This is a genomic window from Streptomyces sp. SP18BB07, assembly GCF_036322545.1.
Taxonomy (GTDB): domain Bacteria; phylum Actinomycetota; class Actinomycetes; order Streptomycetales; family Streptomycetaceae; genus Streptomyces; species Streptomyces deccanensis.
This window is the reverse complement of record NZ_JAQYWT010000226.1, coordinates 1-15,101: the sequence shown is the minus strand read 5'-3', so window position 1 is coordinate 15,101 and position 15,101 is coordinate 1. Positions and strand designations below refer to the sequence as shown.

General features: G+C 71.6%; 10 protein-coding genes and 2 pseudogenes. 4 read left to right on the top strand and 8 right to left on the bottom strand.

Translation table 11 applies throughout. From position 1 onward, the window contains the following. The first annotated feature begins 2 nt into the window (after positions 1–2). The gene (locus PUR53_RS06280; RefSeq protein WP_329907654.1) at positions 3–1,097 is read left to right on the top strand and encodes a protein kinase family protein; all 1,095 of its coding nucleotides are present in this window, start codon (positions 3–5) and stop codon (positions 1,095–1,097) included. Here the strand turns inward: PUR53_RS06280 and PUR53_RS06275 are convergent. The 3 genes and pseudogenes from PUR53_RS06275 to PUR53_RS06265 all read right to left on the bottom strand — a co-directional run bounded on the left by PUR53_RS06275 (position 1,084) and on the right by PUR53_RS06265 (position 4,939). Then, positions 1,084–3,120 (bottom strand): calcium-binding protein, encoded by a 2,037-nt coding sequence (locus PUR53_RS06275; protein WP_329907653.1) that lies wholly within the window; start codon positions 3,118–3,120, stop codon positions 1,084–1,086. The two genes, PUR53_RS06280 and PUR53_RS06275, sit on opposite strands and share 14 nt — an antisense overlap. A gap of 177 nt (positions 3,121–3,297) precedes the next feature. Further along, positions 3,298–3,730 (bottom strand): annotated as a pseudogene (locus PUR53_RS06270) (GtrA family protein); the annotation flags it as partial. A 105-nt stretch (positions 3,731–3,835) separates the two neighbouring features. Next, positions 3,836–4,939, bottom strand: a complete 1,104-nt coding sequence (locus PUR53_RS06265) for a sulfotransferase (protein ID WP_329907652.1) — start codon at positions 4,937–4,939, stop codon at positions 3,836–3,838. 119 nt (positions 4,940–5,058) lie between these two features. Between PUR53_RS06265 and PUR53_RS06260 the strand changes: the two genes are divergently transcribed. Next, positions 5,059–5,352 (top strand): hypothetical protein, encoded by a 294-nt coding sequence (locus PUR53_RS06260; RefSeq protein WP_329907651.1) that lies wholly within the window; start codon positions 5,059–5,061, stop codon positions 5,350–5,352. A 3-nt stretch (positions 5,353–5,355) separates the two neighbouring features. On the opposite strand, the gene PUR53_RS06255 is transcribed toward PUR53_RS06260, so the two are convergent. Next, positions 5,356–8,574 carry a glycosyl hydrolase family 95 catalytic domain-containing protein gene (locus PUR53_RS06255; RefSeq protein ID WP_329907650.1) on the bottom strand — a complete coding sequence of 1,073 codons (3,219 nt, stop codon included), beginning with the start codon at positions 8,572–8,574 and terminating at the stop codon, positions 5,356–5,358. Positions 8,575–8,795: 221 nt separating this feature from the next. Here PUR53_RS06255 and PUR53_RS06250 point away from each other — a divergent pair, with 221 nt between their 5' ends. Beyond that, positions 8,796–9,611 carry an SAM-dependent methyltransferase gene (locus PUR53_RS06250; RefSeq protein ID WP_329907649.1) on the top strand — a complete coding sequence of 272 codons (816 nt, stop codon included), beginning with the start codon at positions 8,796–8,798 and terminating at the stop codon, positions 9,609–9,611. On the opposite strand, the gene PUR53_RS06245 is transcribed toward PUR53_RS06250, so the two are convergent. Both PUR53_RS06245 and PUR53_RS06240 read right to left on the bottom strand, forming a co-directional pair. After that, positions 9,568–11,382: an ABC transporter permease subunit gene (locus PUR53_RS06245; protein WP_329896401.1), complete on the bottom strand. Its 1,815-nt coding sequence runs from the start codon at positions 11,380–11,382 to the stop codon at positions 9,568–9,570. The two genes, PUR53_RS06250 and PUR53_RS06245, sit on opposite strands and share 44 nt — an antisense overlap. Before the next feature lie 6 nt (positions 11,383–11,388). Then, positions 11,389–12,912, bottom strand: coding sequence for an ABC transporter substrate-binding protein (locus tag PUR53_RS06240; RefSeq protein ID WP_329907648.1), 1,524 nt, complete (start codon positions 12,910–12,912; stop codon positions 11,389–11,391). Positions 12,913–13,172: 260 nt separating this feature from the next. On the opposite strand from PUR53_RS06240, the gene PUR53_RS06235 reads away from it, so the two are divergent. Next, positions 13,173–13,511, top strand: a complete 339-nt coding sequence (locus tag PUR53_RS06235) for a hypothetical protein (protein ID WP_329907647.1) — start codon at positions 13,173–13,175, stop codon at positions 13,509–13,511. Here PUR53_RS06235 and PUR53_RS06230 read toward each other — a convergent pair. Then, complete coding sequence (locus PUR53_RS06230; protein ID WP_329896398.1) at positions 13,498–14,880, bottom strand: L-serine ammonia-lyase; 1,383 nt, start codon at positions 14,878–14,880, stop codon at positions 13,498–13,500. The genes PUR53_RS06235 and PUR53_RS06230 overlap by 14 nt on opposite strands. A 70-nt stretch (positions 14,881–14,950) precedes the next feature. Next, a pseudogene (locus PUR53_RS06225) lies at positions 14,951–15,101 on the bottom strand (serine hydroxymethyltransferase); the annotation flags it as partial.

The following is a 15,101-nucleotide window of genomic DNA, read 5'->3' as shown; positions in this document are numbered from 1 at the left end:
CCATGCTCCGTGACCCCCGCCTCGCCACGCACCGCACCGTCTCCGCGACGCTGGCGCGCTGCGGCGACCGCGAACTGCGGAAGCTGGTCGCCACCGCCACCCCACTCGGCACCGGCATCGGCGGCACGTCGGTCCTGCTGGACGTCGACGGAACACCCGTCTTCGTCAAGCAGGTCCGCCTGACCGATCTCGAACGACGCCCGGAGCACGCCCGCTCCACGGCGAACCTCTTCGGGCTGCCGGTCCACTGCCAGTACGGCGTCGGCAGCGTCGGCGGACCAGGGTTCGGGGCCTGGCGGGAGCTGGCCGTGCACACCATGACGACGGACTGGGTGGTCGCGGGAGACCACGAGGGCTTCCCCCTGCTGCACCACTGGCGCGTCCTCCCCGATGACGGTCGGCCCCTCCCCGAGGAACTGGCGGACGTGGAACGGGCCGTGGCCTACTGGGGAGGCGGTTCGGAGGTGCGGCGGCGGATCGAGGAGCTGCGACGGTCCTCGGCCGGCCTCATGCTGTTCCTGGAGTACATCCCGCACACCCTGCACGACTGGCTGGGCGCCCGGATCGAGTCCGGTGGCGAGGCGGCCGAGCGGGCCTGTGCCATGGTGCAGGAGGAGTTGGAAGCCGGCGTGTCGTTCATGAACGACCGCGGGCTGCTGCACTTCGACGCGCACTTCCAGAACATCCTGACCGACGGCCGACGGCTCTACTTCGCCGACTACGGCCTCTCCCTCGCGTCGAGCTTCGAACTCGCCCCGGACGAGGCGGAGTTCTACGACGCGCACCGCACCTACGACCGGTACTACACCGTCACCCACCTGGTGAACTGGCTGGCCGTCGCCCTGTACGGGTACGCCCCGGCGGAACGTCGGGAGTTCGTGCGCGCCTGCGCCCGAGGAGAGCTCCCGGCGGACGCCCCCGAGACGATCACGGCGATCCTGGCCCGGCACGCGCCGGTCGCCGCGGTGATGGGGGACTTCTACGACCGCTTCCGCCACGAGAGCCGGGCGACCCCGTACCCGCTGGAGGCGCTGCTCCGGGCCCCGCACGGCGACGCGCGGGGCCCGGGGTCCGAGGGACGGGTCAGGGGCAGCTGACGCGGATGTCGCCCGCGTCCGTGGTGCAGGTGTCCGTGTTGGGGCCGCCGTTGGCGGTGTCGTTGCCGGAGACCTGGTCGACCGTGTTGAGGTTGTCGGTACCGAAGTTGCCGATCAGGTTGTCGGTGCCGGGCCCCGCGTTGAGGGTGTCGTTGCCGTTGCCTCCGTCGACGCGGTCGTTGCCGTGACCGCCGTGGACGGTGTCGTTGCCGGAGCCCGCGTTGACGGTGTCGTCGCCGCCGAGGGCGCAGATCACGTCGTTGCCGAAGGTACCGGTGATGCTGTCGTTGCCGCTGGTGCCGATACGGGTGCAGCCACGGGAGTTGTTGACCGTGGTGGTCGCCGTGGCGGTGTTGTCGCCGGTGTTCGGGTCGGTCTGGGTGGCGCCGACCGTGGCCCGGTCGGTGAGGGTGCCGGTGGCCCGGGGTTCGGCGGCGACCGTGACCGTGGCGGCGGCTCCGGGGGCGAGGGTGCCCAGGGAACAGTTCGCGGCGGTCGCCGTCGTGGTGCAGGTGCCCGAGGTGGTGGTCGCCGAGACGACCGAGGCGGCGACTCCGCTGAGCGAGTCGGACAGGGAGACGTTGGTGGCGGAGGTCGTGGTGCTGTTGTTGGTCACCCGCACGGTGTAGGTGGGACGGTCACCGATGGCGGCCGTGGTGGGGCCGGACTTCGTCACCGCCAGGTCCACGCCGGTCGGTGGTGGCGGGACGGTGCCGCCGCCCTCGAAGCGGGCCAGGGCGAAGTCGGAGTTCGGTCCGCCCCCGCCCGCGGCGACGATCCTGCCGTCGGACTGGAGGGCCACGCCGCGTGCGCTGTCGCTGCCGCCGAAGTCGGCGGTCGCGACGCCCCCGGTGCCGAAGCCGCTGTCCTGGCTGCCGTCGGGGTTGTGGCGCAGCACGGCGAAGTCGCCGTTCGTGCCACCGGCGGTGACGATCCGTCCGTCCGGCTGGAGCGCCATGTCGTAGGCGAACGCGCCGGGTGTGAGGACCCGGCCGTCCCCGTCGAAGCTCGTGTCCAGCGTGCCGTTGGTGGTGTAGCGGGCCAGGGCGACCCGGTCGTCGCTGGAGCCGCCGGCGACGATCCTGCCGTCGGGCTGGATCGCCAGTGACCGCACGCCGTCGTAGGCGCCGAAGTCGGTGCGGACGATGCCGGCGGTGCCGAAGCCGTTGTCCACGGTGCCGTCGGCGTTGAGGCGCATCAGCAGGAAGTCGAAGCTGGTCGATCCCACCTCGCCCCCGACGACGATCTTCCCGTCGGACTGCAGCGCCAGGCTGCGGGCGTCGCCGCCCGCCTCCTGGGTGTTCGGTGTCGGGTCGACGGTCACCACGCCGTCGCCGCCGAACGAGGTGTCGGGGGTGCCCTGGGCGTCGAAGCGGGCCACTGCGACGAATCCCCCGCTGTAGCCGGCCGCCACGATCCTGCCGTCGGCGTCGATCGCCACGTCGAGGGCCTCGGTGGGGCCGCCGATGTCGGCGAAGACCCTGCCGTCGCCGCTGAAGGTGTCGTCCAGGGTGCCGTCGGCGTTGTAGCGGGCCACCACGAACCAGCAGCAGTTCTCGTACTCCCGCCAGCTCATGCCCGCCACGACGATCTTGCCGTCGGGCTGCAGCGTCACGGCGTTGGCCTCGCTCCACTGGAGGCCCGGGCCCATGTTGTTGATCGGGGTCGTGACCCGCCCGTCGCCGTCGAACCCGGCGTCGGGGGTGCCGTCGGGGTTGTGCCGGGTCAGGGCGAAGTGGCTCTCCGTCACGGAGTAGTCGGCGGAGGCTCCGACCGACACGATCTTCCCGTCGGGCTGTACGGCCACGTCGTTGGCGTGATCGTCGTCGGCGAAGCCGGTGAGCACCCTGCCGTCGCCGCTGAAGGTGGGATCGAGGTCGCCCGGGGCCGCGGCGGCGGTGCCGGGGAAGGACAGCAGGAGTGCCAGGACGGCGGCGGCGACGGTGCCGGCCCGGGCCGGGAAGGACCGGCGGGGGCGTTCACCGTGTCGCCGCCATGCTGGTCGCGCATGAGGTGTGAGCATGTGCGACAGCCTTCCGCCCTTCGCACACGCGGACGGATCCCCGCCGCCGCATTGCACTCGCCCGGCTGCAGCGATTCCATCCGGCCGGGTGAGCGGGGGCGACACGACGCGGGCCTTCCGGTGTGCGCGACTCGCTGCCCGCGAGCACCTGCGTACGACTCAAGGTGCTCGAGCCACGCGGTCGCGAGCGGTCGCGGGCGAAGACGACGAGGCGCAGCACCACGAACCGGGCGACGCCTGCGAGGGCGGAGGCGGACAGGTAGACGGCCTGTTCGAGCACCGCTCCGGGCGCCGCCACCAGGAGGTGCAGGACGAACATCGCCCCACAGGTCACCGCGTACGCGGCCGCCGCGGAGCCGGCCGACTGCGTGTGCTGACGCCAGGTCGCGCGCCCGCCCGCGCCGAAGGTGAAGCGGGCGTGCAGCTCGGTGGCGAGCAGCGTGGACGCGGCCGTGACCAGGGCGTTGGCCAGGGCCCAGGGGACCCAGGAGGCGAGAGCCGCCACGGCGAAGCTGGAGGCGAGGCCCACTCCCCCGCCGCAGAGCACGAAGCGGGCGAAGGCGGCTCCGGCGCCGGGCGCCGCCTGCCGTCGGCTGTGCGCTGTCCCCATGACCTGCCCCCTCGCGATCGCCCATCGTTTCTCGATACGGAAACGCTACGTTGCGTTCATGGATTCGGCAACGCACTTATTGCGCGACAGCCCTAAAGAGGCAGTTCAGCAGCTACATTTCGTTGCAACGGTTGCGCAATCAACGCAACGCCTGACACCCGTTCGTTGCAATTGATAGCGGTGAACGCTATGACGCCAGGGCGTGGGCTCCCGGGGCGCAGGCGTCGCGCAGGGCCGCGCGTTCGGTGGCGGGCAGGGCGGCGGCGGAGTCTCGTCGGCCGTGGTCGAGCAGGGCGGATCCGGCGTGCAGCCACTGGGGGTCGGGGCCACGCCGATGAACCGGGCCAGGCGGGTCAGCTCTTCGACGGGGTGGTCCAGGAGGCCCTCGTAGGAGAGGGTGGCGCGCCGGTCCGCGGGGAGCAGACGGAGGAACTCCGTTCCCTCGGTGACGAGTTCGGACCACAGGGTGCCGAAGGTTCGCAAGGGGATGGGGCGGTCGCGCACGAGGGAGGGGTCGAAGCGGTCGTCGAGCAGCGGTGCCAGGTCCGGGGGCAACGCGCGGACGTGCTCGGGGGTCAGATCGGCCAGGCTGTCGACACCGGAGCGGGTCCTGATCTCACGGAGCAGGCAGATCGTGCGGTACCCGGGGTGGCGGCTCATGGACAGGGCGCAGTCCGGGCCGTCGCGGAACATGTGCACGAACCGGGCCTCGGGGAAGGTCTCCCGCAGCCCTGGTGCCCAGCCGGTCGAGTAGCCGGAGCGCTCCACGACGGCGGTGCGTCCGAACCGGGCGCAGAGCAGGCCGAACAGGGCCCGGTGGTGCTCGGCGGCAGGGCGTTCCGGCCACCGGACCACGGTCGCGCCGAGTTCGTCGAGGAGCGCGTCCGGGTCCTCGGTGAGGTGGGGCAGCACCATCAGGGAGAGCGCGGGGATGCCCGACGTGGACGCCGCGTACCGGCCGGGGCGTCGGGTGTGGAGGAACTCCGGCAGCGGCAGCCCGCTGCGGGTCATCCGCTCGAAATGCGGCGCGGGCCGGGAGAGCGCCTGCCAGAACTCCCCGCCGCTCACCTGCCCCGTGGGGAAGGACGCGTCGCCCACCGAGGCCATGTACTCGTTCAGGCTCAGTACGTCGGGGTGGGCGTTGAGGATGCGTGAGAGCGCCGTCGAGCCGCTGCGCCCCGTGCCGTAGACGAAGGTCAGAGAACGCATGATCCCTTTCCCGGGGTGGAGTCCGACCCCTGCGGGCGCACCCGCGGGTTCGGAGGTGACCGGGGAAGGGTCCCACGCCCAGGAGTTGGGTGCGTGGCCAGGCCCTTATGATCTTGGGCATGACTGTGCAGAACGTTGACCGAACCCTCTCCCGTAAACAGCGGCTTCAGGAGAAGCAGCGCCGCCAGTTGTCGGTCGTCGACACCGTGGACAAGGCGGAGGGCAAGGTCCGCAAGGCGGAGGCCGAGCTCGCCGTGGCCGTCACCGAGGCGGTGCAGGTGTTCGGTGACGAGCAGTCAGCGTCCGAGGCGCTCGACATGTCGGTCGAGGCGATCCGGCGTTTTCTGCACATGGCACGGAACGAGGCGGACGACACCAACACCCCGGCCGATGCCGCCGCCAAGCCCGCGTGACCGTCAGGGCCTGCGCGGTCTCACCCTGATGTCGGTGCCGTTCACCCGGACGGTGACCTTGCTCCGGTTCCGCGCCCGGTCGGCCACGATCTCGTACGACGTGACCTTCCCGTCGCGCCACTCGCAGGTCACCTCGTAGCCGCCACGGGCGCGCAGGCCGGTGAAGGAGCCCTTGGCCTGCCACGCGTCCGGCAGGGCGGGCAGCAGGTGGATGCTTCCGTCGTGGCTCTGCAGGAGCATCTCCGCGACGGCTCCGGAGATGCCGAAGTTGCCGTCCATCTGGAAGGGCGGATGGTTGCAGAACAGGTTGGGCAGCGTGTTGTAGGCCAGCAGGCCGCGCAGCATGATCCGGGCGCGGTGCCCGTCACCGAGGCGGGCGAAGAGGGCCGCACGCCAGGGCCAGGTCCATGAGCGGCGGCTGTCGCCCGACACCGTCGCGGCCGTGAACGGGACCCCTTCCTTCTCGCCGCAGCGTGCCTTGAGGGAGACGAGGGCGGCGGCGGCGAAGTCGGGCGTCTTCGGGGTGATCTGGCGACCGGGGTAGACCGCGAACAGGTGTGAGGTGTGGCGGTGGATGTCGGTGGGGCTGTCGATGTCCTCCTGCCACTCCTGCAACTGCCCCCACCTGCCGATCTTGTTCGGCGCCAGACGGGCCTGCAGGTCCGCGACCTTGTCCCGGTAGTCGGGGTCCGCGTCGAGGACCGCCTCGCAGTCGAGGTAGTTCTGGAACAGGTCCCAGATGATCTGCTGGTCGTACATGACGCCGTCCTCGCGGGGCCCGTGCTCCGGGGACCAGCCGTTCGGCGCGACGAGAAGACCGTCCGCGCGCTCCTTGAGGTGGTCCTCCCAGAACTGGCAGATCTCCTTGATCATCGGGTGGGCGAGGTCGCGCAGATACGTCAGATCCTGGGTGAACGCCCAGTGCTCGTAGAGGTGTTGGGCGTACCAGGCGCTCGCGACGGTGTTCCACTCCCAGGCGTTGCCGCCGAAGATGCTCTGGCTGGTGCGGGCGGTCCAGCCCCGGGTGTCCGCGCCGAAGGCGTTGCGGGTGGCGACCCGGCTGGGCACCGCGACCTGCTCGATGAAGCCGACGAGCGCCTCGTGACACTCGGGCAGGTTCGTCGTCTCCGCTCCCCAGTAGTTCATCTGGATGTTGATGTTGGTGTGGTAGTCGGCGGCCCAGGCAGGCTGGTTGCTGTCGTTCCACAGGCCCTGGAGGTTGGCGGGCAGGCCCTTCGGGCGGGAGGAACTGATCAGCAGGTAGCGGCCGTAGTCGAACATCGTCTGTTCGAGGGTCGGGTCCTCCCCGCCCGCCGCGTAGCGGGCCAGCCGGGCGTCGGTCGGCAGGGCGACGACGGCGTCCTCGGAGGTGCCCCAGTCGACCGAGACCCGGTTCATGAGGGCGCGTGTGTCGGCGATGTGCCGTTTGCGCAGTGCGGTGTAGGAGCGGGCGGCGGCCTTGTCGAGCGCCCGGTCGATCGCCGCCTGCGGATCGGCTCCGCGCCATCCGGCGGCGGCGTCGAGCCGGTAGTCGGTGCGGGCGTCCAGGAGCAGCGTCAGCGTCGTGCATCCGCTGAACCGGAGCACCGAACCGTCGGCGCTGAAGTCTCCGTCGGTGTGCACGGCACGGACGGTGCACGCGTGCTTGAGGCCGTTGCCCATGACACCGCTGAAGGCGATCCGGCGAGCGCCGGCGTCCACGGTCGTCGGGGCCTGCTCCTGACCGGACGTCAGCGAGATCACTCCGGAGAGCCCTTCGGCCGCCTCCGTCGTGTACCGGAAGACCATGACGTCGGCGGCGCGGCCGGCGAAGGCCTCCCGGACGACGCGCTGCCCCGGTGCGCCGAAGCGGGTGACGTGGACGCCGTCGACGAAGTCGAGGGCGCGCCGGTAGTCGACGACCACGGGCCGGGTGCGGGTGTCGAAGTCCTCGCTCGCCAGGGCGATCTCGGCGATCTGGCAGCCGTCGGCGGAGGCGTCGGGGGTCAGGGTGAGCCGGTAGACGCGGTAGGCGGTGGTGTTGGTGAACCGGAAGGTGCGGGTCTCGCCCCGGTCGGCGAACGGCGTGCCGTGCCGCCGGGTGTCGAGGGTCACCCAGGTGCTCCCGTCCTTCGACGCCTCCAGCGTCCACTGCCGGGGGTCCTCCCGTGGGCGGTTCGGGGCCGCGGTCAGGGTGTACGAGGTGAGGGCGACGGCGCGGGGCAGGTCGGCCTGCCAGACCAGCTCGGGTGAGGTGCCCGCGACCCGCCAGACGGTGGCCGGGTCACGGTCCACGGAACGGGAGACGTCCGTGCCCCGGGCGCCGGAGGCGGGGCCGGAGCCTTGGGAGGACCTGTCGGAGCGTCCGCCCGGCGATGTGACGTACACCGCGCCGGACGCGCCGAGGTCGACGCCCGTCAGGCCTATCTCGGCGACCTGGAAGTGGCTGACGCCCGCCTTGGGGACGAAGTCGAACCGGTAGAAGCGGTAGGCCGCCGGGTCCGCGCAGGTGAACCGCTTGGTCTGGAAGCGGCTCTCGAAGGGCGCAGCGAGGGTGCGGCTGTCCAGCACGGTCCAGGCCTCGCCGTCGGCGGAACCGGAGAGCGTCCACTCCTGCGGGTCGCGCTGCGGCACGTCGTTGGCGCTCGTGAGACGGTACGAGGCGACCTCCACGGGAGCGGGCAGCTCGACCTGCCACCGCACCTTCGCGCCGGGCCGGTCGATGCACCACTTGGTGCCCGTCTCGCCGTCGTAGGACTTGTCGACGCCCTCCGACGGGGAGCTGTTGTAGGGTCCCCCCGGCGCCGTGACCCTGGCCCTGGGCGCGGCGGCGAAGGTGACCGTGAGGTCGCCGAAGTCCCGGTACGAGCCGAAGCCGTTCATGCCGGTGTCGAAGTCGCTGTCCGGTTTTCCGGCGAGGGCGTTGTCGTAGTCGTTCAGGCCGCCCCACAGGCTCTGCTCGTTGAACTGGATGCGCTCCTCGTGGGGATCGGCGAAGAGCATGGCGCCGAGCCTGCCGTTGCCGATCGGCAGGGCCTGTGCCTCCCAGTTCGTGGCGGGGACGGTGTAGCGCAGGGCGTCGCGCGACAGGGTCGGCCACCGGACGGCCTCCGAGGCTCGGGTCCCGGCGGCCGGCTGTGCCGTGGCGGTGGTGCCCGTCAACCCGGTGGCCAGAGGTGCGAAGGCGAGGGCCCCACCGAACTTGAGGAGGCTTCGTCTCTGCGGCTGAGCTTCATCGATCACGGTGAGATCTCCCGGCCATTCATCGGCTCTTTCACGGCAGTTGCGCAGCCACATCGACCTCGGTCGGGGCCGCGATCATCGTTGCCGGAAAATACATCGGATGTCTAGGGGTGTGCGCGAACACCAGCAGAAGGGCGGCGGCACAATGACGCCATGTCACGCCACACGGGCCCCAACTGCCCACCGTCACCGGATCCTTGGGCGTGCCAGGAGAGGACCACGTGAGCGAGAACCAGGCCGCCGACACCGCACGCGAACGCCCGGACACCACGACCGCGCACAACGCCCGCGTCTGGAACCACTGGCAGGGCGGCACGGACAACTACGAGGTCGACCGGCAGGTCGGGGAGCACGTCGCCGGCCTGATCCCCGTCATCCGCGACATCGCCTCCGCCGACCGGCGGTTCCTCGTCCGCGCGGTGCGGCATCTGGCCGAGGAGCGGGGGATACGCCAGTTCCTCGACATCGGCACGGGGCTGCCTGCGCTGGAGAACACCCACGAGATCGCCCAGCGCGTCGCACCCTCGTCGAGGATCGTGTACGTCGACAACGACCCGGTCGTGCTCTCGTACGCCCGCACCCGGCTGACCAGCACCGAGGAAGGCGCCGCGGCCTACATCGACGCCGACGCCCATGACCCGGACACGATCCTGCGCGTCGCCGGGGAGACCCTCGACTTCGGCGAGCCCGTCGCGCTGTTGCTGCTCGGCATCCTCAACTTCGTCCTCGACGATGCCGAGGCCCGCGCCATCTGCCACCGGCTCCTCGAACCGCTCGCTCCCGGGAGCTTCCTCGTGCTGACGCACCCCACCACCGAGCCGGAGTTCGGCGGCGAACTCCAGTTGGAGGCGATGGAGTTCTGGAACACGCACGCCAAGCCACCGGTCACCGCGCGCGACGGCGCGGAGATCTCCCGGTACTTCGACGGCCTCACCCTCCTGGAGCCGGGCCTCGTCCCGTGTTCGCTGTGGCGTCCCGATTCCGGTGACGAGCCTACGGTCGTACCGCAGTTGGGGGCGGTGGCGCGGAAGCCGTGACCCCGGCCGCGCCCCGGGGCCGGCCGCGGCTCCAGGTCGTGGTGGAGATGGCGAGGACCGAGAGGAGGACGAGGGCGGCGGACGGGCCCAGGACGGTCCAGGGGGCCAGTTCCGCGTAGGGCTGGTTCTCCGAGAGGAGGCGGCCCCACTCGGGAGTGGGCGGCTGTTCGCCCAGGCCGAGGAAGCCGAGGGAGGCGAGGACGAGGACCGTGGTGGGCAGGCGGAGCAGGGCGTTGCGCACCAGGGCCGGCAGGACCGCAGGCAGCAGGTGGTGGCGGAGGAGGTAGGAGGGGCCCGCGCCGAAGGAGATCGACGCGAGGAGGTGGCCGCTGGCCCGTTCCTGTTCCAGCAGGGCGGCGGTTTGGGCGGCGTACGGCGTCCAGGCCACCACGCTCACCGCGCACGCGGCGCCCCAGACCGACGGGCCGGTCACGGCGGTGGTGAGCAGTCCGGCGAGGACGGCCGGCATCGTCGAGACCACTTCGGTCAGGCCCGCCCCCAGCTGGGCGGTCGTGCCGATCACCAGGCCGACGACGGCGCTGACCACCGTCACCGCGAGGGCCACACCGACCGTACGGAGGGCTCCGTGGCCCAGCCGGGCCAGCAGGTCGCGGCCGAGCGAGTCGGTGCCGAGAGGGTGCGCGAGGGACGGGGGCAGCAGCCTCGCCGTCGTCTCGACGTGCGACGGGTCCCGCAGGAGGCCGGCCACGACCACGGCGAGGAGGGTCGTGGCACAGAGTCCGACGACCCAGGGCAGCGATCGTGATCGCGGGAGCCTGGGCGGATGCAGGGCGGGCAGGGCACCGTCCCGCAGGGCGGGACCGAGCAGGGCGTGCCGCAGGACCTGGATCAGGAAGCCGGCGCAGACGCCGAGCAGGACCAGGGTCAGGGTCGCCGTCTGGAGCGGCGGCATGTCCTGGGCGGTGGCCGCGTCGAGCGAGAGACGGCCGAGCCCCGGAATGTTGAAGATCTTCTCGACCGCGACCGCACCGCCGACCAGGGCGACGACGGTCGGCAGGAGTTGCGGGAGCACACCGGCGAGGGCGGTGCGCAGTGCCGTGCGGGCGATGCGGCCGCCCGAGCAGCCGTAGGCGCGCCAGGTGCGTGCCCAGGGCTCGTTGAAGGCGGCGGGCAGGGCCTGGTCGAGCAGCCCGCCGATCATGGCGCCGGAGGGGATGCCGAGGGCGAGAGCGGGCAGCACCATCGACCGCGGCCCCTCCCAGCCCTGGGACGGGAACCAGCCCAGCCACACCCCGAAGACGGTCGCGAGCAGCGAGGCGAGCAGGAACTTGGGCAGGGCGGCCGGCACGGCGGCCGCGGTGCCCGCCCGCTTGTGCCGCAGCCTTCGCCGGGATCCGAGGTAGAGGGTGCGGGAGCAGACCGTCGCGGCCACGGCGATCGTGACCGCCAGCGCGCCGAGCATGAGCGTGACGGAGACCGCGAGGGCCGTCGTCACCTGGGGCAGTACCGGATCGCCCGACACCCAAGAGGTGCCGGCGTCCCCGTGCGCCAGTCCGCTCAGCCAGTGTCCGAGATGGGCGAACGGCCCCTCGTCCAGGCCCAGTTGCTCGCGTACGGCGGACAGCTGGGCCGGGGCCGGGTCCTGGTCGGCGGCGCGGGCGCGCAGCACGGTCAGGGCGGGATCGACGCCGGACAGCCACGGCAGGAAGGCCACGGCCGTCAGGAGCGCCGTTCCGGCGGCGACGCGGCCGGCGCCCGCCCGCCATCGAGTGGGCGGGCCGTGGGCACCGGCCGTCGACGTGCTGCTCATCGGCCGCTACTTCAGCCGGGTGTCGACGTCGACCAGCGAGCGCTCACGAGGATCGAGGAGGACGCCCTCGACCTCGGCGGAGATGCCCTGGACGACCTTCTCGTGGACCAGGGGCACGACGGCGTCGGTGCGCAGGATCTCCGCCTCGGCCCGCATGATCTTCTTCTGCCGCTCGGCCGTGTCGCCCTCCCCAGCGGCGGATTCGACGGCCCGGTCGACCGCGGCGTCCTTCAGGCCGGCGATGTTGTAGACGCCGTCGCCGGTGTAGTCGCTGGCGAGGTAGGCGACGGCATCGCCGGTGTCGAGGAGCGTGACCCGGGAGAAGACGAGGGCGTCGTACTCGCCCGCAAGGAGGTCGGCCTCCATCTGGGTGTACTCGCGCACGTCCTGCTTCACCGTGAACCCGGCCTTCTCCAGCTGCTGTTGGAGGACGGTGGCGGCCTCGGGGAGTTCGGCGCGGTTGGTGTACGTGGCCAGGCGCAGGGTCCTGCCCTTCGTATCGGCCTTCACCTGTGCTGTGGTCGCGGCCTTCGCCCGGCCGGTCACCTCGACCCGCCGGTCGGCGGCCCAGGGGACGGCCGGCCCGAACAGGCCCTGCGCGGGGTCGGCGTAGCCGCCGAAGACGGAGTCGACGAGGACCTCGCCGTCCACCGCCTCACGGGCGGCGGCACGCAGGCCGGCGTCGGCGAAGAGGCCGCTGCCGGTGTTGAGGACGAGGCTGTCGGTGCGCACGGAGGGCACTTCGTGACGGGTGTTCTCGTCGAGGAGCTTCGCCTGGGCGGTGGGGATCCACTCGGCTATGTCGACGTCGCCGCCGCGCAGGGCGTTGGCGCGGGCGGTGCCGTCGGCGATCCAGGTGACGTCGATACCGGACGCCTTGGCCTTGCCGCCCCAGTACCCGTCGTAACGGCTGAGCGCTGCCTTCGTCTTGCCGGTGAGCCGGGTGATCTCGAAGGGGCCGGTGCCGGTGCCCACGGGGCTGACGGTGCCGTCGTCGGCGTACGCCTTCTCGGCGAGGATGCCGAGGGCGGGGCTGGCCAGCCGCAGCGGAAGGACCGGGTCGGCGGTCTTGGTGGTGATGGTGACGGTGTCGGCGTCGTCGGCCTCGGCGGTGAGCGACACGTCGCTCAGTACGCGGGGTTTGGTCTCGGCCTCGTTCGCGTGGTCGAGGGCGTTGACGACCGACTCGGCGGTGACGTCGGTGCCGTCCTGGAACGTGGCCTCGCGCAACTCGAAGACCCAGGTCGTGTCGTTCTCGCGGGTCCAGGACTTCGCCAGGGCGGGGGCGGCGGCACCGTCCTGGTCCAGGGCCGTGAGGCCTTCGGCGACGGAGAGCTTGCTGAGCACGGTGGCGTCGTTGCTGTACGGCGACAGGGCCTGCACCGGCGGCACCGCGAGGGCTATCCGCAGGCGGCCCCCGCCTCCGGGCCCGTCGCTCGCGCCGGACCCCTCCTCGCCTGCGGCGAAGCAACCGGCCAGCAGCGGGGTGAGGGTGAGGGCTGCCAGGAGGCGGCGGGGGGTGGTGCGCATGGTGGTCCTGTCTTGCGGAGGGCGGAACGATCCGAATATAAGGCCAGCCTTACCAACCCTTCGCCGCGGGGGTGGGTGAAGACGCCAACTCCCCACGACACCGGCATGGAGAACCGGACGCCGGAGCCCGTCCAAGCGGTGGCGAGACCGACCCGGCCGTGACGGCACCGGACCGTCACCTGGTGAAACCCTTGTGAAACGGCCGCGGGGGGTACCGGGCAGGGTGATAGGAAGATCGTCGTGAGCGCTTCGCGCGCTCAGTGTCACGGGGGCACCGACACCACTGCGGCGCGGCATGTTCGCATGGGCCGCGCCCATCGTTCCGGAGCGCGGGCGCGCACTGCTCCCCCGTCCTGCGCCCGCGCGCGGCCAAGCCCAACACCGTCGACTACTTCTCCTCGGGCGGCAAGAAGCGGGCGATGGTCGTCTTCGAACCGCGCGACTCCGCGAAGGACGCCGAGCGTGTGGTCGTCGACGACCTGAGCAAGGACAACCACTACGTCTGGACCGAGATCTACGACGTGTCGGCCCAGAAGAAGCTGGGTGAGTGCCGGACCAACTCCTTCAAGTCCTGCGGGTCGCCGCTCAGCACTCGATGACGTTGACGGCGAGGCCGCCGCGGGCGGTCTCCTTGTACTTGACCTTCATGTCGGCGCCGGTCTCCTTCATGGTCTTGATGACCTTGTCGAGGGAGACATGGTGTCGGCCGTCGCCGCGCAGGGCCATACGGGCGGCGGTGACCGCCTTCACCGCGGCCATGCCGTTGCGTTCGATGCAGGGGATCTGGACGAGGCCGCCGACGGGGTCGCAGGTGAGGCCGAGGTTGTGTTCCATGCCGATCTCGGCCGCGTTCTCGACCTGTTCGGGGCTGCCGCCGAGGACCTCGGCGAGGCCGCCGGCGGCCATGGAGCAGGCCGAGCCGACCTCGCCCTGGCAGCCGACCTCGGCACCGGAGATGGAGGCGTTCTCCTTGAAGAGCAGACCGATCGCCCCGGCCGCGAGCAGGAACCGCACGATGCCGTCGTCGTCGGCGCCCGGCACGAACTCCAGGAAGTAGTGGAGGACGGCGGGGATGATGCCGGCCGCACCGTTCGTCGGCGCGGTGACGACCCGGCCGCCGGCGGCGTTCTCCTCGTTCACGGCCATCGCGTAGAGCGTGATCCACTCCATCGCGCGGGCCAACGGGTCGCCCTCGCTGCGCAGGGCGCGCGCGGCCGCGGCGGCCCGGCGACGGACCTTCAGACCGCCGGGGAGGATGCCCTCCCGGCCCAGACCGCGCGCGATACACGCCTCCATGACGTGCCAGATCTCCAGCAGGCCCGCGCGTATCTCCTCCTCGGTGCGCCAGGCCTTCTCGTTCTCCAGCATCAGCGCGGAGATGGACAGGCCGGTCTCCCGGGTGAGCCGCAGCAGTTCGTCGCCGGTGCTGAACGGGTGGGGCAGCACGGTGTCGTCGAGCTTGATCCGGTCCGCCCCGGCGGCTTCCTCGTCGACCACGAAACCGCCGCCGACGGAGTAGTACGTCTTCTCCAGCAGCGGCGCCCCATCGGCGTCGTGCGCGACGAGGATCATGCCGTTGGCGTGGTACGGCAGTGAGCGCCTGCGGTGCAGGACCAGGTCGGTCGAGGTGTCGAACCCGATCTCGTGGGCGGGGCCGATCTCGGCGCCGAGGAGGTGGATGCGCCCGGTGGCGCGGATCCGCTCGACGTCCAGGTCGGCCCGGACGACGTCGACGGTGTGCGGCTCGTTGCCCTCGAGGCCGAGCAGGACCGCCTTGGGTGTGCCGTGGCCGTGGCCGGTGGCACCGAGGGAACCGAACAACTCCGCCCGCACGGCGGCGGTCTGGGCCAGCGCCCCGTCCTGCTTCAGCCGCCTGACGAACATCCCGGCGGCGCGCATCGGGCCCACGGTGTGCGAGCTGGACGGGCCGATGCCGATGGAGAACAGGTCGAAGACGCTGATTGCCACGCCACGCTCCGTGGAGTTGGAGGGGACGTACCGGTCGGTGACGGCACGCCCCGCTGCGGGAGGTTGTCGGTCACAGGCCGGGGTACAGCGGGTGCTTGTCGGCGAGTGCCTTGACCCGGGTCTTGAGGGCCTCGGCGTCGTAGGCCGGCTTGAGGGCCTCGGCGATGACGTCGGCGACCTCGGTGAAGTCCTCGGCGGTGAAGCCGCGGGTGGCCAGGGCG

Excerpts from the sequence above, each read along its gene's own strand:
- PUR53_RS06260 (WP_329907651.1), top strand. The coding sequence starts at position 5,059 with ATGACTGTGCAGAACGTTGACCGAACCCTCTCCCGTAAACAGCGGCTT.
- PUR53_RS06280 (WP_329907654.1), top strand. The coding sequence starts at position 3 with ATGCTCCGTGACCCCCGCCTCGCCACGCACCGCACCGTCTCCGCGACG.
- PUR53_RS06265 (WP_329907652.1), bottom strand. The coding sequence starts at position 4,939 with ATGCGTTCTCTGACCTTCGTCTACGGCACGGGGCGCAGCGGCTCGACG.
- PUR53_RS06240 (WP_329907648.1), bottom strand. The coding sequence starts at position 12,912 with ATGCGCACCACCCCCCGCCGCCTCCTGGCAGCCCTCACCCTCACCCCG.
- PUR53_RS06245 (WP_329896401.1), bottom strand. The coding sequence starts at position 11,382 with ATGAGCAGCACGTCGACGGCCGGTGCCCACGGCCCGCCCACTCGATGG.
- PUR53_RS06275 (WP_329907653.1), bottom strand. The coding sequence starts at position 3,120 with ATGCTCACACCTCATGCGCGACCAGCATGGCGGCGACACGGTGAACGC.